This window comes from Aminobacter sp. MDW-2 (assembly GCF_014250155.1).
GTDB lineage: Bacteria > Pseudomonadota > Alphaproteobacteria > Rhizobiales > Rhizobiaceae > Aminobacter > Aminobacter ciceronei.
Genome location: NZ_CP060197.1, coordinates 1,241,015 through 1,267,036, shown reverse-complemented (window position 1 = coordinate 1,267,036; position 26,022 = coordinate 1,241,015). Strand labels below are relative to the sequence as shown.

The window sequence follows — 26,022 nt, the reverse complement described above, 5'->3', positions numbered from 1 at the left end:
CGCTTACCTCAGTTTCGGATTGAGCAGGTCGCGCAGCCAGTCACCCAGAATGTTGACGACGACGACGAGCAGGCAGAGCTGGATCACCGGAAACAGCACGATCCACCACGAACCGGAGAACAGGAACTGGTTGCCAATGCGGATCAGCGTTCCGAGCGACGGCTGGCCGGGTGGCATGCCGATGCCAAGGAACGACAGCGTCGCCTCGGTCAGGATCGCCATGCCGAAGTTCAGCGTGGCGGCGACCAGTACCGGCGTCAGCGTGTTGGGCAGGATGTGATGCGCCAGGATACGACGAGCGGGCACTTTCAGCAGGCGAGCCGCCTGAACATATTCCTTGTTGCGCTCGACAATGGTCTGTGCACGCACGGTGCGCGCATATTGCACCCAGGACGACAGCGCGATCGCGAACACCAGCACGGCCGCGGCACCGATCTCGCGCAGATCATCCGGCAACATCTGGCGCACGACGGTCGACACAAGGATGGCGATCAGGATCGTCGGGATCGACAACGTGATGTCGCCGAAGCGCATCAAGAGATTGTCGACGACACCGCCAAAGAAGCCGGCGCACAGGCCCGCGGTCATGCCGATCAGCAAGGACAGCACCACCGAGAAGAGGCCGATGACGATGGATATGCGCGTGCCGTAGAGAATGGCCGACAGCATGTCGCGCCCTTGCGTGTCGGTGCCGAGCAGGTAGGGCCACTCACCCGTTGGCTCCCAGATCGGCGGAAGCTCGGCCTTCCACATATCGAGCTGGGCAGCATCATAAGGGTTCTGCGGTGCGATCAGCGGCGCAAACACCGCAGCCGACACCAGCACGGCCAGGATCACGGCGGCGATCATCGCCGACTTGTTGCGGGTGAAGGACCACCAGACATCGCTGTTGCGGATGCGCTTGAGCAGGCCGGGACGGGCGGCAGCGCCGGTTTTGGTAACGTCTGTCGTCATCGACTGGACTCCAGCTGTCAGTGCGAGGCACGCAGGCGCGGATCGATCACGGCATAGGTGATGTCGACCAACGTGTTCAGCGCGACGAAGATGAAGGAGATGATGCAGAGATAGGCGGCCATGACGGGGATATCGAGGAAAGTCACCGCCTGAATGAACAGCATGCCCATGCCCGGCCACTGGAAGACGGTCTCGGTGATGAGCGCGAAGGCGATCAGCGAGCCGATGTTCATCGCGGTCATGGTCACCACCGGCATCAGGCAGTTGCGCAGCGCGTGGCGGAAATAGATGCGCCAGCGCGGAATGCCGCGGGCGCGGGCGAACTTGACATAGTCGGAGCGCAGCACTTCAAGCATCTCGGCGCGGACGAGGCGCATGATCAGCGTGATCTGGTAGAGCGACAGCGACACCGCCGGCAGGATCAGCGCCGCGCGTCCGGACGGCGTCAGAAGGCCGGTCGACCACCATCCCAACTGCACGACCTCGCCGCGACCGAAGGACGGCGACACGCCGAGGATGACAGAAAACACCAGGATCAGGAGAATGCCCACGACGAAGCTCGGCAGCGACACGCCGACGATCGACAGGAATTGCAGCGACTCCGTGTACCATCTCCCCCGCTTGATCGCGGTCAGCACGCCGAGCGGCAGGCCGACGACCAGCGAGATCAGTGTCGCCACCAGAACAAGCTCCAACGTCGCCGGGAAGCGCTCTCCGATCAGGGTCAGCACGTCCTGGCCATTGCGGTAGGAGATGCCGAAATCGCCCTGTGCCGCATTCGCGACGAAGCGCGCAAACTGGGTGGCAACGCCGTCGTCGAGACCCAGCCGCTCGCGAATGGCATCACGGTCCGCCTGCGTCGTCTGTTCGGTGACCATGAGCTCGACCGGATCGCCGGCGAGACGGAAAATCAGGAAGGCGAGCATGGCGACCGCCAGCATGACCATGATGGCATTGGCAATGCGGCTTATAGTGAAGACCAGCATGTGGAGCCTCGCGGGGTGGACGGAGCCGGAGCGCCTGCTGCGCCGGCTCCACGTGGTGTTTACTGGGCGAAATGAGTCAGCCGGTGGTGCGGCTTGTTCTCGGTAAGCTGCGCGATATCAGCGCGGAGATCCTCTTGAGGGCCTCCGCATGGCAAGGCGTCGAAAAGCCCGCGGCCTGCCGCGAGGATCAGCTTCCTGAACATGTGAGTTCTCCACCACTTCGTTTTGCCCCAGCCCCCTTTGGCGGGGATCTTTTCATGAAGCGATGGCGGCTCGGGGCCGCCAATCTGCTCGCCGCATCAACCGGCTGCACCTCCACTGCCTTGCCGATTGCCGCCTGCGTGCCAAAAGCTACGAAGTCGCAACACACATGTCAACCATATTGTCGACAATCTTCTTTATTTTTGCCAACAGACGACTCAAACCAGCCATGAGCGGCCGACAGCCGGACCAATGGCGGTGTCGTCAGCCTGCTTGCAGGTCGGCCCAGCCACCGGCATGCTGCCGCATCTTTGAAAAGATCTGCGCCCAAGCCCCACCTTCTTGCCGGCCACCGGTGCTTGCAGCCGCATCAAGCGGAGAGGGCCCGAGGCGCTCATCGAACATCGCCGGGATCTCCCGCCCGCTCTGGAAGATCGGCCTGAGACATCGCTCGGTCCGTCAATCGCCAAAGCCCGGCAAACCAAGTCCGACGACGTAAATTCTGCAACAACGCCCCCTCACATGGCGTGTCGTCGGGCGATTGTTCTTTGCCTGCCTTGGACGCTGCATGTCGCGCTTCGATGACCAAGCGCGCATCAACACTGATTTATTTCTTTGAATTAAAGTATAAACACAAAAATGAATCGACAAGTTCTTTTGAAATCGCCCTGGTTGCGGCATCTCGAAATTATTCCCGCATTGCGATAGAGAATTTTGTGGTGCCGATACATGACAGTTTAATAAAGTTGCAATCTGCGGCGCGGTACTGAGCCATATCAAATCGAGCCGGAACCCGTCATGACGATTAGATTAAAGCTCATTGCCAGTATCGCCCTTCTCGCCGCTTTGTTGCTGATTTCAGGCGGCACCGCCTTTTTGGCGCTGCAATCAGTGTCGGAGCGCACCCGCACCATTGTCGTCGATCGCGTCGAGCCGATGACCCATCTGAAGACCGTCGCGGACATGTATGCCGTCAACATCGTCGACACGGCCCACAAGGTCAGAAGCGGCGCGCTCGATTGGGCGGAAGGCGAAAAGGCGTTGCGTGTCGCCATCGATGCCATCGACCGCTCCTGGACGGCCTATGCGTCAACGACGATGACATCGGATGAAAAGGCGCTGGCCGACGGGTTCGCAGGGCTTCGCGAGAGTTCGAGAAGTGAGATCGACACTCTGGTCGGTATCATCGCGCGAAAGGATCAGGCAGCCCTCGATCGCTTCGTCGGCGAGCGGCTCTATCCGACGATCGATCCGCTTGCCACGCCCATCAGCGACCTGGTCTCGCTCCAGCTTCGCGTGGCGCAGGAGGAATTTGCCGCCGCAAACGAGCTGAAATCTACCATCGTCCTGTGGATGGGCGCGCTCGCGGTCATCTCGTTGGCCATCGTTGCCTTCTCGGTCTGGCTGGTGATCGGCGGCGTCACGACCCCACTCAAGCGCATGCAAGAGGCAATGCGCCGGCTGGCGTCCGGCGACACGGTGACAGGAGTTCCCTATTCCGGGCGCCGCGACGAGATCGGCGATATGGCCGGAGCGGTCGAGGTGTTCCGCCAGGCGGCCATTGCCAACCGGCGCATGGAAGAGGAGGCGCAAGCCACGCGGGCACGGGCCGAGAGCGACCGCATCCGCCTGACGGAGGAAGCCGAAGCCGCAGCCCAGGCGCGACTGGAGCAAGCGACATCGGGGCTTGCGGCCGGTTTGCGCCGGCTTGCCTCGGGCGACCTGTCGTTCCAGCTCGATCAAGCCTTTGCGCCGGATTTCGAGCCGCTGCGCCATGATCTCAACGCCGCGATCGGCCAGCTCGGCGACACGCTGTCGGCCATCACCCTGTCGGCCGGATCGATCGACAACGGAACCCGCGAGATCAGCGTCAGCGCCGACGACTTGTCGCGCCGCACCGAACAGCAGGCAGCGTCGCTCGAAGAGACGGCTGCCGCGCTCGACGAGATCACCGTCAATGTCTCCAACTCCGCCAAGCGCGCCGACGAGGCGCGTGCCGTGGCGATGCGGGCCAATGCCAGCGCCGCCCAGTCGGGCGCTGTGGTGGGGAACGCGGTCGAAGCCATGGGCCGGATCGAGGAAGCCTCCGGCCAGATCTCCAACATCATCGGCGTCATCGACGAGATCGCCTTCCAGACCAACCTTCTGGCGCTCAACGCCGGCGTCGAGGCGGCGCGGGCGGGCGATGCTGGCAAGGGCTTTGCCGTCGTCGCCCACGAGGTGCGCGAACTGGCGCAGCGCTCGGCCAAGGCGGCCAGGGAAATCAAGGAACTGATCCGCAATTCGAGCGTCGAGATCGAAGCCGGTGTCAAGCTGGTGCGGCAAACCGGCGAGGCACTGAAGACCATCGAGACCTATGTCGTGACCATCAATCAGCACATGGACGCGATCGCCACCTCGGTGCACGAGCAGTCGACCGGCCTCGGCGAAGTCAATACCGCGGTCAACCAGATTGACCAGGTCACCCAGCAGAACGCCGCCATGGTCGAGGAGACCACCGCCGCCAGCGTGACGCTTGCCGGCGAGGCCGCCCGGCTGCGCCAGTTGATCGCGCAGTTCGCGCTTGCCGAGACTTCGCCACCTCAGAGCCAGCGTCGCGCAGCCTGACAGCCCACAGCTGAACCGCAACAGCCGCTCCGGCAAATCGCCGGAGAGGCTGCGCCGGAACTAACGTTGAAGACACTTGGCAGAATCGGCGACCTTGCTGGCGGCTATGACGAACCGCCTCGCCGTCGCCTCGATGGCTCGTTCAGACCATCACTCGACCTGATGCCTGAGACCTGCCGCCTCGATCCCAGCAACGGCCACGAGTTCGTCATTGTCCGACGTGTCACCAGTGACGCCGACGGCGCCGAGGAGCTTGCCGGCCTGGTCGCGCACGAGCACGCCGCCCGGAACGGGCACGATCCTGCCGCCGGAGACGGCATTGAGCCCCTCGACAAAGTGCGGCCGCTCCCTCGCGGTCTGGTCGAGCCAGCGCGACCCCATGCCGACCGCCAGCGCGCCATAGGCCTTGCCCGCGGCGATCTCGTAGCGCAGCAGCGAGGCACCGTCCTGTTTCTGGAAGGCCTTCAGATGCCCACCGGAGTCGAGCACCGCAATTGTCAGGGGCTTCATCTTCGCCTCGGCGCCCTTTTCGAAGGCTGCAGCGATGATGGTGTTGGCTATGGAAAGCGTCAGTTCAGTCATGTGGTTTCCTCGGAAATTCTGGGTCAAAAAAAGCGGCCGCCAGCCAGTGGCAGCCGCGAGAGTGCGATCGAAATGCCGTCAGTGTCCGGCGAGGTGACTACTTCGTCACGCCCATGATCTTGCCGAGATAGGCGACATATTCGCCGAACTGCGGCAGCGCGCGGGTGGCGGCGGCGTCGCGCGGACGCGGCAGATCGATCACCACCTCTTCGATGATCTTGCCCGGCCGGTCGGCCATGACCAGCACGCGGTCGGACAAGAACACGGCCTCGGCAATGCTGTGGGTGATCAGCATCACGGTCTTGCGGTGCTCCTGCCAGATGCGCAGCAGCTCGACATTGAGCTTGTCGCGGGTCAGCGCGTCGAGCGCGCCGAAGGGTTCGTCCATCAAGAGAATCGGCGGATCGAGCACCAGCGCCTGGCCGATCGAGGCGCGCTGGCGCATGCCGCCCGACAGCTGGTGCGGGTGGGCGTCGGCGAACTTTGAGAGCGACAAAACCTCCAGCACCTTGTCGACCGCTTGGTCGCGGGCTTGCGCCGGCATCTTTCGGATGCGGGCGCCGAGCTCGACATTCCTGCGCACGGTGAGCCAAGGCAGCATGTTGTTGGTCTGAAAGACCACGCCGATGTCAGGTCGCGGCGAGTGAATCGCCTCGCCCCTGACCGTCGCCGAGCCACTCTCATAGGGGATCAGGCCGGCAATGATGCGCAGAAGCGTGCTCTTGCCGCAGCCACTCGGCCCGAGCACCGAGACGAATTCCTGGTTGCGGATGCCGAAATTGATGTCTTCGAGCGCCGCGACCTTGCCGAAGTGCTTGTTGAGCCCCTTGGCTTCGATGTGGATGGCCAAAGGCTGGGCGGCCGGCTGCGCGCCACCCTTGTTCGCCTCGATGGTCGCCGTAGCCGACATGGTGTCCTCCCGAACTGCGATATTCATACCTGGATACCCCGCCACCAGACCGACTTGGCCGCGAATTCAATGGCCGCATAGAGCACCAGCGAGATCAGCGTGATGACGATGATGCAGCCGAAGACGAGGTCGGTGCGCGACGAGGCAGTGCCCAGCATGATGAGGTTGCCCAGGCCGCGGTCGGAGCCGACGAGCTCGCCGATGATGGCGCCGATCATCGCCAGCGGCATCGCCACGCGACAGCCGTCGATGAAAGCCGGCAGCGCGCTTGGCAGGCGCAGCGTCGTGAAGGTCGTCCACGGGCCGGCATTGAGGGCGCGGAAATGCTCTTCCAGGTTCTTGGCCGTGCCGGCAAAGCCGCCGAGCGTGGCGACGACGATCGGGAAGAAGGCGAACAGAAAAGCCATCGCCACCTTGGAGACGAAGCCGTAGCCGAACCAGACGATCATCAGCGGCGCCAAGGCGCTTTTCGGAGTCGTCTGCAGCGCCGTCACCAGCGGATAGATGGTGCGCTGGGCGAAAGGCGAGACATAGACGATCATGCCGATGATGATGCCGACGACGACGGCGGCGATGAAGCCGATCAGCACTTCGGCCAGCGTGTACATGGAGTGCTCGAAGATCTGGTCGCGTGACTCCCAGATCGCCACCGCGATCGCCGAGATCGGCGGCAGGATGTAGCTTTTCACTTCGAAATAGCGAACGCCGTATTCCCAGAAGAGCAGGAACGCTCCGAAAAACGAGACGACTTGCGCGTATGCGACAAGCCTTGGACTTACGCCTGACATATTGGCTCCTCCTGATAGGCGTCCGGGGGGGGGCCTCACAGGCAGCAACCCCGGCAAATCTGTGTGTCGCATCCGGTCTGTCCGGTGCGCTCTTTGAGCAAGGGCGCCAGCATGGCCGGCGCCCTTCGTCTCGGTGGCTTGCAGGTCCTCGGCCTACTCGCCCAGCTTGTCCTTCACCACCTGGTGGGGCGGCGGGACAAGGAAGCGCTTGAAATGCCACTGGTCGAAGGCGTCGATGTTGCGCGCCCAGACCTGTGCGACATGCGGGTTGTCTTCGGTGACCTGGATCATGTCGCAATAGATCTCGCAGTTGTTGCCGTCGGGATCCTTGAACACGAGGAAGCAGTTGGCGCCCGGGCCATGCTTGCCGATGCCGCGGACGATTTCCACGCCGCGCTCCTGCAGCATCTCGGCCGCTGCCTCCATGTCCTCGAGGCTGTCGACCAGGTAGGAGAAGTGCTCGAGGCCGGGCCTCGAATACTTCGGCAGGTCGTCGCGATCGGGCGAGTCAGCCGGAATTTGCGACAAGGCGAGGTCGTGATGGTCGGCGCCTGCACGCAGGAACACCATCTTGTCCTCGATCCAGTCCGAGACCTCCAGGCCGACGACATTGGTGTAGAAGTCGACGGACTTGTGGATGTCACGAACCATCAGGACCATGTGGCCCAGCTTCCTGACGTTGATCTTCTTCTTCATGTTCCTCATCCAGGAGTGAAGTCAGCCCTCAGCGGCTGATATTGCGGTAGAGGTCGTCGGTCTTGATGCTGTCGTCGACGACGAAAGCTTCACGCACGAAGCCCATGGTCTTTTCCATGCGGTCGGCACGGACGAAACCCAGCTCCTTGTTCTCTGCGTTCGGATCGCGGACAAGCGCGTTGATCTGCTTGATCTGCTCCAGCACGATGCTCTTTTCGAGCGTCGGATACTGCTTGACGATCAGATCGGCGGATTCATCCGGGTTCTGCGCGAGGAACTCATAGCCACGGTAGGAAGCGTCCAGGAACTTGTCGACGACCTCGGGCTTCTCGGCCAGCATCTGCTCGGTGGTGACGAAGCCGCTGCCATACATGTCGAGACCGAAGTCGCGATACTTGATCATGCCGATCTTCTTGCCACTCTCGCCGGCATTCTCTGTCAGGATCGGCAGGCTGGCGCCTTCCCAGCACTCGGCGAGATCGACCTTGCCTTCCAGGAAGGACGAGGTAATGACGGCCGGGTTCATGCGCAGCAGCTTGAGGTGATCCTTGGGCAGGCCATTGTCGACGAGCCAGCTCGGCACGATGTTCTGCACCGGCGATGTGGCGCCGCCGCCGACCGACTTGCCGGCGAAGTCGGCGAGCTTCTTTTCGCCCTCGCCGTCCTTGGTCAGGTAGCAGAGCGCGCCCGGCCACACCGTGTTGATCGAGCCGACGAAAACGGCCTTGCCGCCACTGGCGCGGTTGAGAATGACCGAGACAGGATCGCCATAGCCGATGTCGAACAGGCCCTGGTCGATCTCGTTGACGGTGCGCTGGCCGCCATAACCCTGGTAGACGGTGACGTCGAGGCCAGCCTCGTCATAAAAACCCTTGGCCTTGGCGACCAGGATGCCACCGACGCTGCCTTGCGGCAGCCACGACATGTTGAATGCGACCTTCTCGGCCGCCGAGGCGGCGGCCGTCATGCTTGCAACGGCACCTGCCAGCGCGAGCCCGCGCAGTGCTTTCCCGAAACTCATTGCCATACTGTCCTCCTCAGTGTTGGGCCTGGTTTTTTGGATGCTTCTTACCCGACCGGCATGGACCGGATCGGATTTGTTATGGCGCCGACCTTCTCTACGGCAGCCGTGACGATGTCCCCGCAATTGAGGAACTCGCCGGTTCCCATGCCGACGCCGTCAGGCGTGCCGGTGGCGATCAGGTCGCCCGGCCGAAGCGTCAGGATCGACGACAGATAGGAGATCTGCTCGGCGACGGAAAAAATCATCGAACCGGTACTGTCGTCCTGCTTGCGCGTTCCGTTCACGTCCAGCGTCAGGCGCAGGCTCTGCGGATCGCCGATGCAGGCGGCCGGCACGAGCCACGGACCGAGCGGGGCGAACGTGTCGAAGCTCTTGCCCCGGAACCAGTCGAATTTGAAGGGGAAATCGGAGCGGCGCGTGAGATCGCGCGAGGTGATGTCGTTGATGACCGAATAGGCAGCGACATGCTCGAGTGCCTTCTCGACCGGAATGTCGCGGCCGCCGATGCCAATGACTGCCGCCAGCTCGACCTCCCAATCGACCTTCTGCGCCCGCTCCGGCAGGATCACCGCCGCATCGGGACCGATGACGCTCGAATCCGCCTTCATGAAGACATAGGGCTGGCTTTCCGACTTGGCGGCCAGCACCGTGCCCATCTCCTGGGCATGCTCGACATAGTTGGACGCAGTGGCGAAAATGCGGATCGGGCGATAGGGCTCGCAAAGCTGCGTTCCCGTTCCCAGCGGCTCATATTTTGGACCTGCAGCGGCAACGTTCTCGGCGAGAGCCGCCAAAGCCGGCGCCACGTCCAGCCAGCGGTCGAGCATGCCCGCCACGCCGGCTGAAATCCACTTGTCCCAGGCCTGTGCGTCCTTACCCGTAAGGCGTGCCACCAGCGCGAGGTCATAGACGCCCTGCTCCGTCACCAATACGGGCCGAACTTCGTCCCTGATCACTCGTTGTCCTAGCGCGTGCCACACCACTGGCTGGCTCCTTCCTTGTTGCCTGCTATCGTTGTTGCATACATTTCATCATCTGTGTATGCATGTCAAGCATGAGGTGCGCACGGAAAGCGAGTTTCTAACGATGTCTGAAATCGAATTGTTCCATGAATGGGGTTCGGTTCAGTCCTTCAAGGTCCGCATGTGCCTGGCCGAGCTCGACCTTCCCTGGACCTCGCGCCGCATCGACCTGTCGCGTTTCGACAATCTCACCCCGGCCTATCTCACAGTGCACCCCAAAGGGCTGGTGCCGGCGCTACGCTGGAACGGCGAGGTCTTCGTCGAATCCTCCGACATCAACGAGCTGCTCGTCGACATTGCCGGCGGCAGGCTGCTGCCATCTTCGATAGAAGAACGCGCACGCGCGCGAAGCTGGGCTCGCTTCGAAGACGAGGTGGTGCACCCGGCCATCCGCCCGCCGACCTTCAATCTCATCCTCAAGGCGCGTGTGGCGAAAATCGCCCCTGCCGCATTCGCCGAAATGATCTCGCGACATCCGCTGCCGGCACGACGCGACGCCTATCTGGCCGCGGCGCACGCGCCCTTCGATCACGCGGCCGTCGTCACCTCGATCAGGACGTTCCGCGACGTGATGGCCAGGATGGAGCGAGCATTGGCTGAAAGACACTGGCTGGCAGCAGACAGCTTTTCGCTCGCCGACGTGGCCATGGCCGCCTTCGTCGACAGGCTCGACCGACTGGCCATGCCCGCCTTGCTCGCCGCCTTTCCCAGAACGTCCGACTGGGCGACGCGAATCCGCGCCCTCAAGTCATTCGCCGAGGCCCAGGGCCCGGACAACGCTCGCCCCGATCCACTCGTCAACACAGCTGCCGTGGCCACGCTGATCGCCGAGGCGCACGGGCAAGCTCCAACACTGGAAATGGAACGCTTCTGATGGATCACGCCATGAAGATCGACACACTGGACGACGGCAAGACCCTGCTCGACCGCCTGTTCTTCGACGCCCGCAGCCAGAATGGTTGGCTCGACCGGCCGGTCGATCTCGCGCTGCTCGAACGAATCCACGACATCGCCAGGATGGGGCCGACGAGCATGAACTGCTCGCCGCTGCGTATCGTCTACCTGGCGACCGATGCGGCACGCGAAAAGCTGAAGGCGGCGCTGGCTGCGGGCAACGTCTCCAAGATCATGACCTGCCCGGTCGTCGCCATCTTCGCCACCGACTACGCTTTTGCCGAGAAGATGCCGTTTCTGTTCCCCCACACCGACGGCAAAGGCCATTTCGAGCGCAATCCGCATCTCGTCGACGACACAGCCTTCCGCAACGCCACGCTGCAGGCCGCCTATTACATGCTGGCGGCGCGTGCGCTCGGCCTCGACTGCGGGCCGATCTCCGGCTTCAACCGTGCCGCCACCGACGAGATCTTCTTTGCCGGCACGGCCATTCGTTCAAATTTCATCTGCGGCATCGGCCATGGCGATCCGGCCAAGCTGTTTCCCCGCCACCCGCGCCTGCCCTTCAACGAAGCCTGCACGGTGCTTTGATCTGCGCCTGAAAAGAAAATAGCCCCCGACGCAAGCGCCGGGGGCAGGCTATGGGTGTGGTAACAGGCGGTCTGAAAAAGTCTTGAAACAGGTCTGCCTGAAAATCAGTCCGGCCGGCGCGCCACGACCTTGAGCTCGACCACCATGTCCGGGTGCGGTAACTGGCGGACGCCGACGGTGGTGCGGGCCGGGCCGTCAGGCCCGAACCACTTGTTGTATTCGCAGTTCATGGCTGGATAGTAGGCCATGTCGGTGAGGAAGATCGTGACGTCGACCAGATCCGAGAGCGTGCCGTCGACCGCGCGCAACGTCTCGGTGATGTTGGTGACGATCGCCCGGAACTGCTCGGCCACGTCGTAGATTGCTTCGCCCGCCTGCCTGGAGACACCTGCAATTGTGCCGTCCTTCTGCCGGGCGCTGACGCCTGACAGGAACAGCAGGCCGCCCGCCTCACGCAGGAAAGGATAGTTGGCGAGCGGCTTCGGCCTGACGGCTGCAGCAGTGCTCACGCCGCCTTCTCCAGCGCCCAGGGCGAGAAGCCGGCCTGGTCGACCGCAGCGAAGAACGTCTGCTCGGCCTGCGCGTCGAGTTCGACCAGCGGCGCGCGCACGGTGCGCCAATCGTTGTAGCCGAGTTCGCGCGCGATCAGTGACTTCATCGCCTGGATCATCGGGAACTGCTGGAACAGCGTGCGCACGGTGACAGCCTGGGCGAAGGCGTCGGTCACGCCCATCTTTGGCGTGTTCACCACCGCCTCGACCATGCCCTTGGCATTGACGTTGGCGGTCGCCGAGATGCAGCCGACCGACCCCCTGGCCATCGTCTCGCCGAGCAGGATCTCGGAAGCCGGGAAGACCTTGAAGCCGTCGCCGATGTCGAGATAACGCGCCAGGTTTTCGCGGTCGCCCGAGCTGTCCTTGATGCCGACGACGTTGGGATAGCGGCGACGCAGGCCCTCGACCAGTTCGACGGTAACAGGCACGCCGGTGAATTGCGGGATGTGATAGAGCACCACCTGCAGCTTGTCCGAACCGACAGCTTCGATCAGGCGGCCATAGTGGCGGATCAGCCCTTCGGTCGTTGCCGGCTTGAAGAAAAACGGCGGCAGCACCAGCACGGCGGGCGCACCCGCGTCGACCGCCGCGCGCGTCAGCTCAACGGTCTCCCCGAGCGAATTGTTGCCGGTGCCGGGCATCAGCGCCGAGGCAGGGATGCCAGCAGCAACCACCTCATCGAGCAGGCGACGCTTTTCCGAAATCGACAGCGAAGCTGCCTCGCTGTTGGTGCCGAAGATCGCAAGGCCGGCACCCTGCTCGACGACCCAGCGGCAATGGCTGAGGAAATGCTGCGAATTGACTGTTAGGTCCGGATTGAACGGCGTCAGAACCGGGGCGTAGACGGAGAGAAGCTCCTGGGTCATGGGTCTCACTTTCGCTTTTGACAGGACAATCCGCAGGGAAAGAGACCGCATTCGTCGATGGCGAAGCGCATGATCTCGTGTCCCAGTTCCTCTTCGTGCGTATCGAAATGCGCGACGATGGATGTGTGGTTGTGGCGGCTCAGCTGGACGAAGCGCGGCGCCTTGCCGGTGCGCATCGCATGCCGCTGGACGAACTCGGCGCCATAGGCGTCGATGTAGCGGTTCTCGAACTCGGCAACGGCGACCATCACCGGCAGCGCACTGGTTCCCGCATGAATGACCGGCGACAGCGCGTCGTAGGCCGCCTCGTCGTCGCCGAAATACTGGCGGACGTTGTTGGCATTGGGATTGGTGGGCAGGCTGTCGGCCCTGAGCCGCGCGCTGATCAGCACCGCCCCTCTGATGTCGGGGCTCGGAAGCCGCCCGACATTGGGGTCGTGGAGGTAACCGGCGACATGGCAGCCGCCGGCGGAATGGCCAACAAGCAGGATCGCGCGCGGATTGCCGCCGAAACGCTCGATGTTTGCGGCGATCCAGTCGATCGCCGCCGCCACGTCGCGCGCGCCTTCGGGGTACTGCGCGCCGGGCGCCAGCCGGTACTCGACATTGACGCCGACGAGGCCCTGGCGGCTGAACCAGCGCAGCACATTGTCGTAGATCAGGCCGTCCACGCTTTTCGAGCCGCGCGTAAACGCGCCGCCATGGACAAAGACGACGACCGGCCGGCCGCGCCCGGACGCGCAACGGCTGCTGCTTTCGAAGACGTCGAGGCGATGGGCGGGATCGGCGCCATAGGCCAGGTCGCGGTGGACGACGATGCCGTCATTGGCGGCCTTTTCCTGGTGATGGTCGCGATAGACGTCGAGCACCACCTTACGGCTCGCGCCGAGATCGTCGTTCCAGACCCTGCCTATGGCATCCAGTCGCGCCCGCTCATCAGGCGAAAGTCCCGCAAATCGCATTTCCGCTGTCCCTGCTCCTCGCAGAGGGGCCCTCAAGCAGGTGTACCCACTCCCCTCTTTTGTTGCTGAATAGCAGTCAATTTCACACTTGACAACATATTTGCATACACAGATTAGTATTTGCATACACAGATGAGAGTCTGTGTTGCGGGGCGGCTGCCGCCTCGCCGTCAAACCCTGTGAAAGGAAAACCAATGGCCAAGTTGCGCCATCTCGCCATCGCCGTGTCCGACCCGGAAGCGGCCGCCCAGTTCTTCGAGAAGGCCTTCGGCATGACCCGCGCCGGCCAGGCGATGCGCGGCGTCTACATGTCCGACGGCGTCATGAACGTCGCCCTTTTGAACTTCGGCGAAGAGCCGGTTCCGGGCTTCGAGACCGAGAAGGACTACAACGGCATCATCCACTTCGGCATGTGGGTGGATTCGGTCGAGGAGACCGACGAACTGGTGAAGGCTGCCGGCGGTTCGTACATGAACGGCCGCAAGGAATCGAACCCGAACGTCTTCTACGAAGTGAAGTACAAGACCCCCGAAGGCATCGTTTTCGACGTCACCGAGAACGGCTGGAAGGGCGCGGTCAAGAACGTCAACGCCGCCTGACCTGGCCCGAACCAATGCCGGAGCAACTAGCACCCCCGGCATCGGGCCATGTCACGGCCGCCGGCTTGGGCGGCGGCAAGAACGGAATGGAGCAATCGAGATGGCCAAGTCCAAGATCGCGGTGACGATCCCCGTATCCGACACCTGCCTGTCGCGACTGTCCCAATCCTACGACGTGATCACGCTGCCCGCAGGACTGGGCAGCGGATCACCGGAGATCGATTTCAGCGGCGTCTGGGCGGTGCTCACCAACGGCAGCACCGGCATGTCCGACGGCGAAATGGGCAGGCTGCCGGACCTAAAGCTGGTTTCCGCCTATGGCGCGGGCTACGAGAATGTCGACGTCGAGGCCGCAAGGCGCCGCGGCATCCACGTCACCCACGCGCCGAACACCAACACGGAGACTGTCGCTGACCATGCGCTCGCGCTGATGCTGGCGATCTCGCGCGACATCTGCCGGCGCGACCGCCGCCTGCGAGAGGGTGCCTGGGGCGCGATCCGCTCGGCCCGGCCGACGCTGTCGGGCGCAACCCTCGGCATCATCGGCCTCGGCAACATCGGCCAAGGCGTGGCAAGGCGCGGCGAAGCCTTCGGCATGCGCGTCGCCTACACCACCCGCAATCCAGTAACCGACGTCGACTGGCAGCACGTGCCCGACCCGATCGTGCTTGCATCGATGAGTGATTTCCTCGTCATCGCCTGCCCCGGCGGGCCGTCAACGCGACATCTCGTCGACCGCCGCATGCTTGCGGCACTCGGGCCGGGCGGGTTCCTGGTCAATGTCTCGCGCGGCATGGTTGTCGACACTACGGCACTGGTCGAAGCCCTCCGTGAAAGCCGAATTGCCGGCGCCGGCCTCGACGTCTTCGAAGGCGAGCCTGAGCTGCCCGCCGGCCTCGCCGACCTCGACAATGCCGTGCTGACACCGCACATGGCCGGACGCTCACCGGCGGCGGAAAACGCACAGATCGACGTCTTTCTCCACAACCTCGCCGCGCATCGCAACGGCGGTATACTCAAAGCCCAGCTTGCATAAATCTCGGGCTGTCACTAAATCGATTTGGGATTTGCCTCGCGGCAGATCGCCATTTGCCGTGAAAACCGGAAAGCCGAACGCATGACCACCATCGCCTCGCAGATCTACCAGGCCCTCGCCGAGGAAATCGCCAAGGGCGTGATGGTTCCTGGCCAGAAGCTCGAAGAAAAGGTCATCGCCGAGAAGTTCGGCGTCTCCAGAACGCCGGTGCGTGACGCCCTGCGCGAACTCGGCGCCCGCGGCCTGATCGAGATGAATCCGCGCCGCGGCGGCGTCGTCGCCCGCATCGACACCGAACAGATGGCCGACATGCTGGAGGCCGAATGCGAGATCGAGGCCCTGTGCGCCCGCCTCGCTGCGCAGCGCATGAGCGCGCTCGAGCGCGAGCAGCTTTATGAACTGCACCGCCAATACGCGGCCTGCGCCGCCGAAAAGGACATCGAGGGCTGCCGCGACATCAACCGCAAGTTCCATGATGCCATCTGCCGTGGCGCCCACAGCGTCACCATCACCGCGATGGCGGTCGACCTGCGCGTGCGCCTCGCCCCTTTCCGCCAGCACCAGGCCGGCCCCGCCGACATCCGGCTGCAGCAGTCGCTCGACGAGCACCAGAAGGTCGTCGACGCGATCCGCGCCAATGACGGTCCGGCTGCCTTCGCCGCCCTTTACCAGCACAACGCCCGCCTCAGCGCCGGCGTCATGAGCCGCTTCGCCGCCGAAGCGGCCAAGTAGCCCAAGGCATCATCCCGACACCGAAGTTGACCTTGCCTGGCCACCGGCCGGGCCACTTGCGCTCGCCTTGGGTTGACCGAGCAACACCCTGCATTCCCGCCAACTCACGCCTTGCCTGCCGGCGCAGCCGCACGCTTTTGCGCAAGCAGGTATACAAGAATGCGGATGTGCATATCAAATCATTTGCATTCTCAAACTCAACTGTGCATACATGATAATCGCATTGCATACTACAAGGTACCTGTAGCCGCCGGCACATCGAGCAACGGCGATATTCAAGACCCGAATTCTGGAGGAGAAATCATGGGCAAGAATGCACGGTATTTGACTTTGGCTCTGGCGATGGCGGCAACAGGCATGCTGTCGGCACCGGCCATGGCGGCCGAGAAGACGATCGGCGTCACGGTCCCCTATTTCGGCTCGCCGTTCTGGAAGGCCGGGCTCTACGGCGTCGAGACCGCCGGAAAGGAAAAGGGCTACACGGTGCTGAAGGGCGACGCCAAGGACAAGGCCGAGGTCCAGATCGAGCAGATCCGCAGCTACATCGACAAGAAGGTCGACGCCATCATCATCGGCGCCGCCGACGCCGCAGCCGTCGGCCCGGCGGTCGAGGAAGCCATCGACAAGGGCATCCCTGTTATCGCACTGTCGGTGCCGCCAAAGTCCGACCGCCTGACCTCATTCGTCGGCGCCGACAACATCGGCATGGGCCGCCTGCAGGGCATCTGCCTCGGCCGCGCCATCGGCGGCAAGGGTGAGGTCGGCCTGTTCGCCGGTCCGGACGAGATCTGGGCCAAGCTGCGCGTCACCGGCTTCAAGAACACCATGGAAGCCGACTTCCCCGACATCAAGATCGTCGCCGAAAAGGCCGGCGGCACCAAGGATGCGGGTGTCGCCGCGGTCGAATGGGCCAAGGCCCATCCCGAGATGCACGGCATTTTCACCGCCGCCGACACCATGGCCGTCGAGTCGATCAACCAGCTCGGCGCCTCCGTCGAGAAGATCAAGGTCTCGACCTCCAACCTCAACGATGATGCACGCACTGCCCTCGAAAATGGCAAGCTGACCTGCGCCTCGCTGCAGCCGGCGGTGGCCATGGGCCGCGACGCCGCCCGCGAGGCGATCGCCGCGATCGAAGGCGGCAAGGTGCTCGGCCGCATCGAAGCGCCGGCCCTGCTCGTCACCAAGGAGAAGGTCGCCGGCTACGACTTCTCCAAGATCATAGCCCCGGCCGACTACCAGCCGTAAGCGCAACGTCCGGCGGCACTTCAGCCTGACACATCAGCAAAGGGGAATCCGGCCGGCCCGGGTTCCCCTCGTCTTTACCAGCCCAGAGAAATCAAGCGATGTTGACACTTGCAATTGCCCTCGTCCTCTCCGGCGCCGTGGCCGGCCTTCTGGCCGGACTGTTCGGCATCGGCGGCGGCGCCATCCTCGTCCCCGTCCTGGTGCAGGCGCTTGCCATGCTCGACGTCGATGAAAGCATCCGCATGCATCTGGCGGTGGCGACCTCGCTCGGCATCGTCGTGCCGACCTCGATCCGCTCCTTCATGGCCCACCGCAAGCATGGCGCGGTCGACATGCCGCTGCTCAAAAGCTGGGCAATCGTATTGCCTATCGGCGCCATTCTCGCCTCGGCGGTCGCAGCCGTCATTTCCGGCGCCAGCCTGAAGTGGATCTTCACCGCGATCGCCACCATGGTCGGCGTCAAGATGCTGATCAACAAGCCGGGCTGGATCGTCGCCCAGGACCTGCCCGGCCAGCCGGTGCGTTCACTCTACGGCCTGTTGATCGGCTTCCTCTCGACGCTGATGGGCATCGGCGGCGGCATCATGAACAACACCTTCATGATGCTCTACAACCAGCCGATCAAGCGGGCGGTGGCGACCTCGTCCGGCGTCGGCGTGCTTATTTCCATCCCCGCCGTCATCGGTCTGATCGTCGCCGGCTGGCACAAGACCGACCTGCCCGAATTCTCGCTCGGCTACGTCAACATGCTTGCCGTGGCGCTGATCATGCCGATATCGCTCGTCACTGCCCCCCTTGGCGCGCGTATGGCCCATGCTGCCTCCAAGCGCGCGCTCGAAGTGTCCTTCGGCGTCTTCCTGCTCGCCGTCTCGGCCCAGTTCGCCTGGTCGCTGCTGGCATAGCGGGAGCACGGCACCGCTTCGGGCTCGCTATCGAACAGGGGAGCGCGCCGATCTCATTCGCCAGCCGGGACACTCTGGCCGTTCGTCGGTTCGGATGTCGATCCTTTGCTCCGCCAACCGAACCTGTTGACTCCTCCCATATTAATTTCTAAAGTTTAGAAAATAATATGGGAGGAACCGGATGGGTGTTCATCACGGCCATATCTTGCGCATCCTCAGGGATGAAGGACCGCAGTCGCGGGCCGACCTGTCGCGCCGGTCGAAGCTGTCGGCGACGACGCTGACCCATGTCACGGCTGCCCTGCTGCGTGATGGCTCGATCCTCGAAGGCGACACCAGCCTGCCCAACGGCGTGGTCGGCCGCCCCGCCCAGGCGGTGAAGCTGGCGCCCGACGCCCGCAGCGTCGCCGGCGTCCATATCGGCGCCGGCAATGTGCAGGTGGCGATCACCGATCTCCTCGCCCGCCCCAAGGCCACCGCCGCCTTTGCCTTCGACACCGAGGCTGCCGATCCCGACGAGATCGTCGGTCAGGTGTCGAGGACTGTCACCGAGCTTGCCGCCGAAGTGCAGGTCGAGACCAGCAGACTGCTTGGCGTCGGCATCGGCGTGCCCGGCCCGGTCGATCCGGCGCGCCGCACGGCGCTCGCCTCGATCAATGTCGGCTGGCGCAACGTGCCGCTCGCCGACAAGCTCGAAGATGCGCTTCGACTGCCGACGACGGTCGAACACAATGTCAGCGCCATGGCTCTGGCCGAAAGCCACTACGGCATCGGCAAGAATGTGCCGGCCCTGCTCTACATCTACCTGCGCACCGGCCTTGGCGCCGGATTGATGGTCGATGGCGCGCCGTTCAGGCCGGGCGGCCATGGTGCGGTCGAACTCGGCCACATCCAGATCGTGGCCGAGGGCAAGCGCTGTGCCTGCGGCAATGTCGGCTGCCTCGAAACCTTCGTCTGCGAGCGCGCTTTGATGGACGCCGCCGGCCTCAAGGGCGCGGCGCCCGACAACCTGCTCGCCAGGGTCGAGCAGAACACCGCCGCCTGGGACGTCGTCGTTCGCCACCTCACCACCGCGCTCGCCAGCGCCGTCAACATATTGAGCCCCGACCTGATCGTCTTCGGCGGTCATCTCGGCGACGCGCCGCAATCACTGTTCGAGCGGCTGGAACGGGACCTGCCGCTCCGCATCATGCCGCATATGCGCGACATATTGAGCATCCGCCGCGCCACGTTCGGAGCGCAGTCCGGCGCCATCGGCGGCGCGGCCGTTGCACTCGACCAGTTCTTCTATTCGGGAGCACTCCATTGAGCGCCGCCTCGTCGACCGTCGCGGCCTCCACTGGCACGCTTCTTTCGCGCGTCGGACCACACCTCCCCGGCCTCGCTCTCAACGCCCTCGCCTTCCTCGTCGGCCTCGCCATCTGGTGGGCGATCACGGCAGCCAAGCTGGTTGTCCTGCCCGGGCCGCAGGAAGTGTTCGTCCGCGCCATCGAACTCGCCGCCAACGGCCAGCTCGCGCTCGACATCTTCTCCAGCCTCAAGCGCGTGCTCACAGGCTTCCTGCTCGGCGCAGCACTCGCCATCCCGGTCGGCTTCCTGATGGGCTGGTACAAGATCGCCCGCGCGCTGATCGAACCTTACGTCCAGTTCTTCCGCATGATCCCGCCGCTGGCGGTGATCCCGCTCGCCATCGTCACCATGGGCATCGACGAGGCCCCCAAGATCTTCGTCATCTTCCTTGCCTCGTTCCTGTCCTGCGTCGTCGCCACCTATCAGGGAGTCATCAGCGTCGACCGCACTTTGATCAACGCAGCCCGCGTGCTCGGTGCCAGCGACAGGGTCATATTTCCGCGGGTCGTCATCCCGGCGTCGACCCCCTTCATCCTCGTCGGCGTCCGCATCGGCCTGGGATCGGCCTGGGCAACTGTCGTCGCGGCCGAGCTGATCGCGGCGCAGTCGGGCCTCGGCTTCCGGATGCAGCAGGCCCAGCTCTATTACGACCTGCCGACCATCTTCGTCAGCCTGATCACCATCGGCGTGCTCGGCCTGCTGATGGATCGCCTGCTTCAGGCGACCGAACGCCGCCTCACCAGTTGGCAGGAGCGCGCCCAATGAGCCAGCCCAAGCTTTCCTTCCAGCCCAAACTTTCCTTCCAAAATGTCAGCCGCCGCTTCGGCGAAGGCGACAAGTCGTTCCTGGCGCTTGACCGGCTCAACCTCGACATCGCCGACGGCGAGTTCGTCACCGTCGTCGGCCCGTCCGGCTGCGGCAAGTCGACGGCGATGAACATCGCCGCCGGCCTGATGGACGTCTCCGACGGCAAGGTTCTCGTCGACGGCAGGCCGGTCAGCGGCCCGGGGCCGGAACGGGGCGTCATCTTCCAGCAATACGCCCTGTTCCCATGGCTGACGGTGCGCCAGAACGTCGAGTTCGGACTGCGCATCAAGGGCCTGCCGGCGTCGGAGCGGCGCCGCATCTCCGACCATTTCATCGGGCTGGTCGGGCTCCGCGACTTCGCCGACGCGCTGCCCAAGACTCTGTCGGGCGGCATGAAGCAGCGCTGCGCGATTGCCCGCGCCTATGCCGTCGACCCGACGATGCTTTTGATGGACGAGCCGTTCGGCGCGCTCGACGCGCTGACCCGGGTGCACATGCAGGACCAGTTGCTCGACACCTGGAGCCGCGAGCGCCGCACCGTCTTCTTCATCACCCATGACGTCGACGAGGCGGTCTATCTCGCCAACCGCGTCATCGTCATGGCCGCCCGGCCCGGGCGCCTGCACAAGATCATACCGGTCAACCTGCCGGCCGAGCGCAACGAGGATGTGCGCCTGTCCAAGGAATTCACCGAGATACGCAACCAGGTCTGGCACTCGGTCTACCACCAGAAGCCGCAGGTCGAGGCCTGACACCAAAGGGAGGACTACAATGAAGATCAAATTGACCAGGCGCGGCTTTCTCGCCGCAACCGGAAGCGCGCTGGCCGCACCCGCAGTGTTGTCGCTCGGCAGTCCGGCCCGCGCACAGGCCAAGCCGGTGCGCGTCGGCTACATCGCCGACTATTTCGGCACCAGCCTGACAGCCGTTGCCAGCGACCAGGGCCTGTGGGCCAAACATGGCCTCGAACCGGAACTCAAGGTGTTCACCAACGGTCCTATCCAGGTCCAGGCGCTCGGCGCCGGCAGCCTCGACTTCGGTTATGTCGGTCCCGGCGCCTTGTGGCTGCCCGCCTCTGGCAAAGCCAAGATCGTCGCCATGAACGCGCTTGGCCTGTCCGATCGCGTCATCGCCCAGGCCGGTTTCAACTCGATGGCCGACCTCAAGGGCAAGAAGGTCGGCGTGCCCGAGGGCACATCCGGCGACATGCTGCTGCGCCTCGCGCTCGCCAAGGCAGGCATGCAGCTCTCCGACGTCGAGGTGGTCAAGATGGACCCGAGCACCGTGGTCTCGGCCTTCGCCTCCAAGCAGATCGACGGTGCCGGCATCTGGTACCCGCTCGTCGGCGTCATCAAGAAGACCGTGCCCGACCTGGTCGAGGTCGCCCAGAGTGCCGATTTCTTTCCCGCCAATTCCTTCCCCTCGGCCTTCGTCGCCCGTAACGAGGTTGCAGCGGAAGATCAGGACACGGTCAGGAAGATGATCGCCGTGCTCAAGGACGCCAACGACTTCCGTGCCGCCGACGTTCCGCGCTCGGTCGATATCACCGCCAAATTCCTCGGCGTTCCGGCAGACCCGCTGGTAACCGAGAGCAAGAACGGCAAGTACCTGACCAGTGCCGAACTTGCCGCCGCCACCAAGGACGGCACCGTCGCCGGCTGGCTCAAGGGCCTCAACGAGCAGTTTGTCGCTTTCGGCAAGCTGAAGGACCCGCTCGATCCGAAGGACTACTATCTCGGCGATCTCTACGCCGGCTGATCGAGTCTGCTTGCCCCGCCGCTTTGGCGGCGGGGCCTTTCCCGACCTCTCCCATCCAAGCGTGACCCCATGAACGTTCTCTACATCGACATCGACAGTCTCCGCCGCGACCATCTCGGCTGCTACGGCTACCACCGCAACACCTCGCCTGCGATCGACGCTCTGGCGGCAGACGGCATCCGTTTCGAGAACGTCTATGTCTCCGACGTGCCCTGCCACCCGTCGCGCACCGCTCTCTGGAGTGGCCGGCACGGGTTGCGAACGGGCGTCGTCGGTCATGGCGGCACCGCCTGCGAACCTTTTCGGGAGGGTGCTGAGCGCGCCTGGGCCGGCACCTTCTACGAGGAAGGCTGGATGAAGGCGCTGCGCGACCTCGGCTACCACACCGCCACGATCTCGTCCTTCGGCGAGCGCCATGGCTGCTGGCATTGGTATGCCGGCTTCAACGAGATGTTCAATCCCGGCCAGGGTGGCATGGAGAATGCCGACGACGTCGTCCCGGTGGCCGTCGACTGGCTGCGCCGCAACGGCAAGTCCAGGAAATGGTTCCTGCATGTCAATGTCTGGGATCCGCACACCCCCTACCGCGTACCTGAAAGCTTCGGCGACCCGTTCAGGGACGATCCGATCCCGTCATGGATGACGCGCGAGGTCCTTGCCGAGCAGATGAAAGGCTATGGCCCACATAGCCCGATGGAGCCGCGCGGCTATGACGCCGATCCCTCCGGCTACCCTCGCATGCCCGTCCCCATCGATGACCTCGCAAAGGCCAAGGCCTGGTTCGACGGCTACGACACTGGCGTCAGATATGCTGACGACCATGTCGGCATGCTGGTCGCCACGCTGAAGGACCTCGGCCTGTTCGACGACACCATCATCGTCATCGGTGCCGACCATGGCGAGAACATGGGTGAACTCAACGTCTGGGCCGACCACCAGACCGCGGACGAATACACCTGCAACGTGCCGCTGGTCATGCGCTGGCCCGGTGTCGCCGACATGCGCGGCGTCAACGAGGGCCTGCACTATCACTTCGACTGGGCCGCGACCCTGATCGACAAGCTCGGCGGCAAGGTGCCCGAGGTCTGGGACGGCAAGTCCTTCGCGCCTGCTCTGGCAGCGGGTGAACAGGGTGGCCGCGACTTTCTGGTGCTGTCGCAGGGCGCATGGGCGGTGCAGCGTGGCGTGCGTTTCCGCAGCGAGGATGCCGACTGGCTGATGCTGCGCACCTACCACGACGGCTACAAGGACCTCGAACCGATCGAGCTCTACAACCTGACCTACGACCCGCACGAGCAGCACGACCTCGCCGTCGAGCGGCCCGACATCGTCGCCCATGCGAGCAAGCTCCTGGAGGACTGGCGTTCGGCCACGCTTGCCCGCAGCGAGACCGACGTCGACCCGCTGGTAACCGTCCTGCGCGAGGGCGGTCCCTATCACTGCAAGGGCGAGTTGCCGGCCTATCTCGAACGCCTGAGGGCCACCGGCCGCGCCCATCACGCGGACAAGCTGGAAGAGCGCCATCCCGGCCCGAAGGCGCGGACGGCAACGACGCGCTAGCGCAATTCCAGGAAAAGTGTGCAGCGGTTTTCCGTCCGGAATTGCGCAAAAGCAGGAAGATAGAGAGGTTCCGCGGTTCGAAGAAAAGCGGAACCTCGCTAACGACGGCACGGACCCCGCCGGGCAAATCGTTCCGTTTCCGCGACGGCTTGTCCGGCTGTCTTCTGCGGCGCACCAGGCACTATGCGATGAGCAGGCTGAGCGCTGTCAGGCCGGTCGGGCGCACACCGTCGAGCGCGTCAGAAAACGCTTCTCGCGGCCGTTGTCGAGCGAGAACATGCCGCCGCGCCCCGGCACGACGTCAATGATCAGGTCGGTGTGTTTCCAGGCCTCGTATTGGGAGGCGCTGATGTAGACAGGCGTTTCGCCGATGGTGCCCAGCCGCACGTCGTTGTCGCCGACGATGAAGTCGGAGCGCGGATAGCACATCGGCGACGAGCCGTCGCAACAGCCGCCGGACTGGTGGAACAGCACCGGCCCATGGTCGGCGATGATCTCGTCGAGCAGGGCGACTGCTTCGACCGTGGCGGAGACCTTGTCGAGGGGAGGATGCGAGGGCATGGGCGGAGTTCCGGGTTAGCTTTCCTCTCCCCGTTCACGGGGAGAGGATGCCGGCAGGCAGGTGAGGGGCAGCGCAGACATTGCTGGTTCGAGCCGCCCCTCATCCGCCCCTTTCGGGCACCTTCTCCCCGCAAGCGGGGAGAAGGAAGAGGCTCAGAAAAACCCGAGCTTCTTCGGGCTGTAGCTGACCAGCATGTTCTTGGTCTGCTGGTAGTGGTCGAGCATCATCTTGTGCGTCTCGCGGCCGATGCCCGACTGCTTGTAACCGCCGAAGGCAGCGTGCGCCGGATAGGCGTGGTAGCAGTTGGTCCAGACGCGGCCGGCCTGAATGGCGCGGCCGAAGCGGTAGAGCCGGTTGGCGTCGCGGCTCCAGATTCCGGCGCCGAGGCCATAGAGCGTATCGTTGGCAATCGACAGCGCGTCATCATCGTCCTTGAAGGTGGTGACCGAGACAACCGGCCCGAAAATCTCCTCCTGGAAGATGCGCATCTTGTTGTGGCCCCTGAACACGGTCGGCTTGACGTAATAGCCGCCGGCAAGGTCGCCCGGCAGGTTGGCGCGTTCACCGCCGGCCAGCAGCTCGGCGCCTTCCTGGCGGCCGATGTCCATGTAGGACAGGATCTTCTCCAGCTGCTCCGACGAAGCCTGGGCGCCGATCATCGTCGCCGGGTCGAGCGGGTCGCCCTGGACGATCGCCTCGACGCGCTTCAGCGCCCGCTCCATGAACCTATCGTAGATCTTCTCATGCACCAGCGCGCGGCTCGGGCAGGTGCAGACCTCGCCCTGGTTGAGCGCGAACATGACGAAGCCTTCGATCGCCTTGTCGAAGAAGTCGTCGTCTTCCGCTGTCACGTCCTGGAAGAAGATGTTGGGCGACTTGCCGCCAAGTTCAAGCGTCACCGGGATCAGGTTCTGCGAGGCATATTGCATGATCAGCCGGCCGGTCGTCGTTTCCCCGGTGAAGGCGATCTTGGCGATGCGCGGGCTCGACGCCAGCGGTTTGCCGGCCTCGAGGCCGAAGCCGTTGACGATGTTCAGCACGCCCTCGGGCAACAGGTCGCCGATCAGGTCGGCCCACAGCATGATGGTGGCGGGCGTCTGCTCAGCCGGCTTCAGCACCACGCAGTTGCCGGCAGCGAGCGCCGGTGCCAGCTTCCAGCAGGCCATCAGCAGTGGGAAGTTCCACGGAATGATCTGGCCGACGACGCCGAGCGGCTCGTGGAAGTGATAGGCGACAGTGTCGTCGTCGATCTGCGACAGGCTGCCTTCCTGGCCGCGCAGCGCGCCGGCGAAGTAGCGGAAATGGTCGATGGCAAGCGGCACGTCGGCGACGGTCGTCTCGCGGATCGGCTTGCCATTGTCCCAGGTCTCGGCCAGCGCCAGAAGGTCGAGGTTTTCCTCCATACGATCGGCGATGCGATTGAGGATCAGCGCGCGGGTCGCAGGTGCTGTCTTGCCCCAGACGTCCTTGGCCTTGTGGGCGGCGTCGAGTGCCGCCTCGATGTCGGCCGCATCGGAGCGGGCAACCTCGCCGAGCGGCCGGCCTGTGACAGGCGAGATGTTTTCGAAATAGCGGCCGGCCTTCGGCGCTACCCAGGCACCGCCGATATAGTTGTCATAACGCTTGGCAAACGGCACCTTGGCGGTACGCGAGAATTCCACCTTGTTCATGCTCTTCCTCCCGAGAAGCAGCGCCGCGGCATGCGGCGCGTCGGGAGGCAGACTTGCCGGGACTTCGACAGTTGTCAGCCGGGCTGCAAGCGGGGCCCGTCGCGATGTGTCGCAGTTCTGCGACACATCTGCCAAACGCACTGGCAGCCGGCCGAAAGGCG

General features: G+C 64.0%; 27 protein-coding genes. 13 read left to right on the top strand and 14 right to left on the bottom strand.

Features of this window, described 5'->3' with window-relative positions; all coding sequences use genetic code 11:
* Nucleotides 1-3 precede the first annotated feature (3 nt).
* The 3 genes from H5P29_RS06190 to H5P29_RS06180 are packed head-to-tail and all read right to left on the bottom strand — an operon-like array spanning nt 4 to nt 2,143.
* Entirely contained in the window at nt 4-954 is a 951-nt protein-coding gene (locus tag H5P29_RS06190) for an ABC transporter permease (RefSeq protein WP_154386999.1), read from the bottom strand.
* A 17-nt stretch (nt 955-971) separates the two neighbouring features.
* Nucleotides 972-1,940: an ABC transporter permease gene (locus H5P29_RS06185; RefSeq protein WP_154387000.1), complete on the bottom strand. Its 969-nt coding sequence runs from the start codon at nt 1,938-1,940 to the stop codon at nt 972-974.
* Nucleotides 1,941-1,999: 59 nt separating this feature from the next.
* Nucleotides 2,000-2,143, bottom strand: coding sequence for a hypothetical protein (locus H5P29_RS06180; protein WP_154387001.1), 144 nt, complete (start codon nt 2,141-2,143; stop codon nt 2,000-2,002).
* Nucleotides 2,144-2,939: 796 nt separating this feature from the next.
* Between H5P29_RS06180 and H5P29_RS06175 the strand changes: the two genes are divergently transcribed.
* Nucleotides 2,940-4,748 carry a HAMP domain-containing methyl-accepting chemotaxis protein gene (locus H5P29_RS06175; RefSeq protein WP_154387002.1) on the top strand — a complete coding sequence of 603 codons (1,809 nt, stop codon included), beginning with the start codon at nt 2,940-2,942 and terminating at the stop codon, nt 4,746-4,748.
* A gap of 150 nt (nt 4,749-4,898) precedes the next feature.
* On the opposite strand, the gene H5P29_RS06170 is transcribed toward H5P29_RS06175, so the two are convergent.
* The 6 genes from H5P29_RS06170 to H5P29_RS06145 all read right to left on the bottom strand — a co-directional run bounded on the left by H5P29_RS06170 (nt 4,899) and on the right by H5P29_RS06145 (nt 9,704).
* Nucleotides 4,899-5,330 (bottom strand): heme-binding protein, encoded by a 432-nt coding sequence (locus H5P29_RS06170; protein ID WP_154387003.1) that lies wholly within the window; start codon nt 5,328-5,330, stop codon nt 4,899-4,901.
* A gap of 97 nt (nt 5,331-5,427) precedes the next feature.
* Nucleotides 5,428-6,240 carry an ABC transporter ATP-binding protein gene (locus tag H5P29_RS06165; protein ID WP_154387004.1) on the bottom strand — a complete coding sequence of 271 codons (813 nt, stop codon included), beginning with the start codon at nt 6,238-6,240 and terminating at the stop codon, nt 5,428-5,430.
* Nucleotides 6,241-6,263: 23 nt separating this feature from the next.
* Nucleotides 6,264-7,028 carry an ABC transporter permease gene (locus tag H5P29_RS06160; protein ID WP_154387005.1) on the bottom strand — a complete coding sequence of 255 codons (765 nt, stop codon included), beginning with the start codon at nt 7,026-7,028 and terminating at the stop codon, nt 6,264-6,266.
* 153 nt (nt 7,029-7,181) lie between these two features.
* A complete protein-coding gene (locus tag H5P29_RS06155; protein WP_208993677.1) occupies nt 7,182-7,724 on the bottom strand; it encodes a VOC family protein in 543 nt (180 codons plus the stop codon).
* A gap of 28 nt (nt 7,725-7,752) precedes the next feature.
* The gene (locus H5P29_RS06150; protein ID WP_208993675.1) at nt 7,753-8,745 is read right to left on the bottom strand and encodes an ABC transporter substrate-binding protein; all 993 of its coding nucleotides are present in this window, start codon (nt 8,743-8,745) and stop codon (nt 7,753-7,755) included.
* 47 nt (nt 8,746-8,792) lie between these two features.
* Nucleotides 8,793-9,704: a fumarylacetoacetate hydrolase family protein gene (locus tag H5P29_RS06145; protein WP_246787021.1), complete on the bottom strand. Its 912-nt coding sequence runs from the start codon at nt 9,702-9,704 to the stop codon at nt 8,793-8,795.
* Nucleotides 9,705-9,834: 130 nt separating this feature from the next.
* Here H5P29_RS06145 and H5P29_RS06140 point away from each other — a divergent pair, with 130 nt between their 5' ends.
* Both H5P29_RS06140 and H5P29_RS06135 read left to right on the top strand, forming a co-directional pair.
* Nucleotides 9,835-10,644, top strand: coding sequence for a glutathione S-transferase family protein (locus tag H5P29_RS06140; RefSeq protein ID WP_185910261.1), 810 nt, complete (start codon nt 9,835-9,837; stop codon nt 10,642-10,644).
* Nucleotides 10,645-10,655: 11 nt separating this feature from the next.
* Nucleotides 10,656-11,255, top strand: coding sequence for a malonic semialdehyde reductase (locus tag H5P29_RS06135; protein ID WP_154387007.1), 600 nt, complete (start codon nt 10,656-10,658; stop codon nt 11,253-11,255).
* Between the two features lie 104 nt (nt 11,256-11,359).
* Here H5P29_RS06135 and H5P29_RS06130 read toward each other — a convergent pair whose 3' ends face one another.
* From H5P29_RS06130 to H5P29_RS06120, 3 genes are read right to left on the bottom strand one after another with little or no spacing between them, the layout of a single operon-like run.
* On the bottom strand, nt 11,360-11,764 hold the full coding sequence (locus tag H5P29_RS06130; RefSeq protein ID WP_185910260.1) for a RidA family protein: 405 nt from the start codon (nt 11,762-11,764) through the stop codon (nt 11,360-11,362).
* A complete protein-coding gene (locus H5P29_RS06125; protein WP_154387009.1) occupies nt 11,761-12,675 on the bottom strand; it encodes a dihydrodipicolinate synthase family protein in 915 nt (304 codons plus the stop codon). Before H5P29_RS06125 ends, H5P29_RS06130 begins: the two co-directional genes overlap by 4 nt.
* A gap of 5 nt (nt 12,676-12,680) precedes the next feature.
* A complete protein-coding gene (locus H5P29_RS06120; protein WP_067956255.1) occupies nt 12,681-13,637 on the bottom strand; it encodes an alpha/beta hydrolase in 957 nt (318 codons plus the stop codon).
* Nucleotides 13,638-13,831: 194 nt separating this feature from the next.
* Here H5P29_RS06120 and H5P29_RS06115 point away from each other — a divergent pair, with 194 nt between their 5' ends.
* The 10 genes from H5P29_RS06115 (at nt 13,832) to H5P29_RS06070 (ending at nt 23,629) form a co-directional block, all read left to right on the top strand.
* Complete coding sequence (locus H5P29_RS06115) at nt 13,832-14,236, top strand: VOC family protein (protein ID WP_067956254.1); 405 nt, start codon at nt 13,832-13,834, stop codon at nt 14,234-14,236.
* Nucleotides 14,237-14,336: 100 nt separating this feature from the next.
* On the top strand, nt 14,337-15,272 hold the full coding sequence (locus tag H5P29_RS06110; RefSeq protein WP_154387010.1) for a 2-hydroxyacid dehydrogenase: 936 nt from the start codon (nt 14,337-14,339) through the stop codon (nt 15,270-15,272).
* Between the two features lie 81 nt (nt 15,273-15,353).
* On the top strand, nt 15,354-16,004 hold the full coding sequence (locus tag H5P29_RS06105; RefSeq protein ID WP_067965975.1) for a GntR family transcriptional regulator: 651 nt from the start codon (nt 15,354-15,356) through the stop codon (nt 16,002-16,004).
* Between the two features lie 303 nt (nt 16,005-16,307).
* Nucleotides 16,308-17,252 carry a sugar ABC transporter substrate-binding protein gene (locus tag H5P29_RS06100; protein WP_185910259.1) on the top strand — a complete coding sequence of 315 codons (945 nt, stop codon included), beginning with the start codon at nt 16,308-16,310 and terminating at the stop codon, nt 17,250-17,252.
* 98 nt (nt 17,253-17,350) lie between these two features.
* The gene (locus H5P29_RS06095; protein WP_067956248.1) at nt 17,351-18,154 is read left to right on the top strand and encodes a sulfite exporter TauE/SafE family protein; all 804 of its coding nucleotides are present in this window, start codon (nt 17,351-17,353) and stop codon (nt 18,152-18,154) included.
* A gap of 181 nt (nt 18,155-18,335) precedes the next feature.
* Nucleotides 18,336-19,463, top strand: a complete 1,128-nt coding sequence (locus H5P29_RS06090; RefSeq protein ID WP_067956247.1) for an ROK family transcriptional regulator — start codon at nt 18,336-18,338, stop codon at nt 19,461-19,463.
* 110 nt (nt 19,464-19,573) lie between these two features.
* A complete protein-coding gene (locus H5P29_RS06085) occupies nt 19,574-20,269 on the top strand; it encodes an ABC transporter permease (protein ID WP_371818650.1) in 696 nt (231 codons plus the stop codon).
* Nucleotides 20,266-21,063: an ABC transporter ATP-binding protein gene (locus H5P29_RS06080; protein ID WP_067956241.1), complete on the top strand. Its 798-nt coding sequence runs from the start codon at nt 20,266-20,268 to the stop codon at nt 21,061-21,063. The genes H5P29_RS06085 and H5P29_RS06080 overlap by 4 nt, the downstream gene beginning before the upstream one ends.
* A gap of 31 nt (nt 21,064-21,094) precedes the next feature.
* Nucleotides 21,095-22,069, top strand: coding sequence for an aliphatic sulfonate ABC transporter substrate-binding protein (locus H5P29_RS06075; protein ID WP_371746551.1), 975 nt, complete (start codon nt 21,095-21,097; stop codon nt 22,067-22,069).
* Nucleotides 22,070-22,138: 69 nt separating this feature from the next.
* Nucleotides 22,139-23,629, top strand: coding sequence for a sulfatase (locus H5P29_RS06070; RefSeq protein ID WP_154387013.1), 1,491 nt, complete (start codon nt 22,139-22,141; stop codon nt 23,627-23,629).
* Between the two features lie 207 nt (nt 23,630-23,836).
* On the opposite strand, the gene H5P29_RS06065 is transcribed toward H5P29_RS06070, so the two are convergent.
* Nucleotides 23,837-24,190 (bottom strand): DUF779 domain-containing protein, encoded by a 354-nt coding sequence (locus H5P29_RS06065; protein WP_067956239.1) that lies wholly within the window; start codon nt 24,188-24,190, stop codon nt 23,837-23,839.
* Nucleotides 24,191-24,343: 153 nt separating this feature from the next.
* Nucleotides 24,344-25,861 (bottom strand): aldehyde dehydrogenase, encoded by a 1,518-nt coding sequence (adh, locus tag H5P29_RS06060; protein ID WP_154387014.1) that lies wholly within the window; start codon nt 25,859-25,861, stop codon nt 24,344-24,346.
* Nucleotides 25,862-26,022 lie beyond the last annotated feature (161 nt).

What these genes read in the sequence shown, in the direction of transcription:
- H5P29_RS06190 (WP_154386999.1), bottom strand. Translation starts at nt 954, where the DNA reads ATGACGACAGACGTTACCAAAACCGGCGCTGCCGCCCGTCCCGGCCTG.
- H5P29_RS06185 (WP_154387000.1), bottom strand. Translation starts at nt 1,940, where the DNA reads ATGCTGGTCTTCACTATAAGCCGCATTGCCAATGCCATCATGGTCATG.
- H5P29_RS06180 (WP_154387001.1), bottom strand. Translation starts at nt 2,143, where the DNA reads ATGTTCAGGAAGCTGATCCTCGCGGCAGGCCGCGGGCTTTTCGACGCC.
- H5P29_RS06175 (WP_154387002.1), top strand. Translation starts at nt 2,940, where the DNA reads ATGACGATTAGATTAAAGCTCATTGCCAGTATCGCCCTTCTCGCCGCT.
- H5P29_RS06170 (WP_154387003.1), bottom strand. Translation starts at nt 5,330, where the DNA reads ATGACTGAACTGACGCTTTCCATAGCCAACACCATCATCGCTGCAGCC.
- H5P29_RS06165 (WP_154387004.1), bottom strand. Translation starts at nt 6,240, where the DNA reads ATGTCGGCTACGGCGACCATCGAGGCGAACAAGGGTGGCGCGCAGCCG.
- H5P29_RS06160 (WP_154387005.1), bottom strand. Translation starts at nt 7,028, where the DNA reads ATGTCAGGCGTAAGTCCAAGGCTTGTCGCATACGCGCAAGTCGTCTCG.
- H5P29_RS06155 (WP_208993677.1), bottom strand. Translation starts at nt 7,724, where the DNA reads ATGAAGAAGAAGATCAACGTCAGGAAGCTGGGCCACATGGTCCTGATG.
- H5P29_RS06150 (WP_208993675.1), bottom strand. Translation starts at nt 8,745, where the DNA reads ATGAGTTTCGGGAAAGCACTGCGCGGGCTCGCGCTGGCAGGTGCCGTT.
- H5P29_RS06140 (WP_185910261.1), top strand. Translation starts at nt 9,835, where the DNA reads ATGTCTGAAATCGAATTGTTCCATGAATGGGGTTCGGTTCAGTCCTTC.
- H5P29_RS06135 (WP_154387007.1), top strand. Translation starts at nt 10,656, where the DNA reads ATGAAGATCGACACACTGGACGACGGCAAGACCCTGCTCGACCGCCTG.
- H5P29_RS06125 (WP_154387009.1), bottom strand. Translation starts at nt 12,675, where the DNA reads ATGACCCAGGAGCTTCTCTCCGTCTACGCCCCGGTTCTGACGCCGTTC.
- H5P29_RS06120 (WP_067956255.1), bottom strand. Translation starts at nt 13,637, where the DNA reads ATGCGATTTGCGGGACTTTCGCCTGATGAGCGGGCGCGACTGGATGCC.
- H5P29_RS06115 (WP_067956254.1), top strand. Translation starts at nt 13,832, where the DNA reads ATGGCCAAGTTGCGCCATCTCGCCATCGCCGTGTCCGACCCGGAAGCG.
- H5P29_RS06110 (WP_154387010.1), top strand. Translation starts at nt 14,337, where the DNA reads ATGGCCAAGTCCAAGATCGCGGTGACGATCCCCGTATCCGACACCTGC.
- H5P29_RS06105 (WP_067965975.1), top strand. Translation starts at nt 15,354, where the DNA reads ATGACCACCATCGCCTCGCAGATCTACCAGGCCCTCGCCGAGGAAATC.
- H5P29_RS06100 (WP_185910259.1), top strand. Translation starts at nt 16,308, where the DNA reads ATGGGCAAGAATGCACGGTATTTGACTTTGGCTCTGGCGATGGCGGCA.
- H5P29_RS06095 (WP_067956248.1), top strand. Translation starts at nt 17,351, where the DNA reads ATGTTGACACTTGCAATTGCCCTCGTCCTCTCCGGCGCCGTGGCCGGC.
- H5P29_RS06090 (WP_067956247.1), top strand. Translation starts at nt 18,336, where the DNA reads ATGGGTGTTCATCACGGCCATATCTTGCGCATCCTCAGGGATGAAGGA.
- H5P29_RS06080 (WP_067956241.1), top strand. Translation starts at nt 20,266, where the DNA reads ATGAGCCAGCCCAAGCTTTCCTTCCAGCCCAAACTTTCCTTCCAAAAT.
- H5P29_RS06070 (WP_154387013.1), top strand. Translation starts at nt 22,139, where the DNA reads ATGAACGTTCTCTACATCGACATCGACAGTCTCCGCCGCGACCATCTC.
- H5P29_RS06065 (WP_067956239.1), bottom strand. Translation starts at nt 24,190, where the DNA reads ATGCCCTCGCATCCTCCCCTCGACAAGGTCTCCGCCACGGTCGAAGCA.
- adh (WP_154387014.1), bottom strand. Translation starts at nt 25,861, where the DNA reads ATGAACAAGGTGGAATTCTCGCGTACCGCCAAGGTGCCGTTTGCCAAG.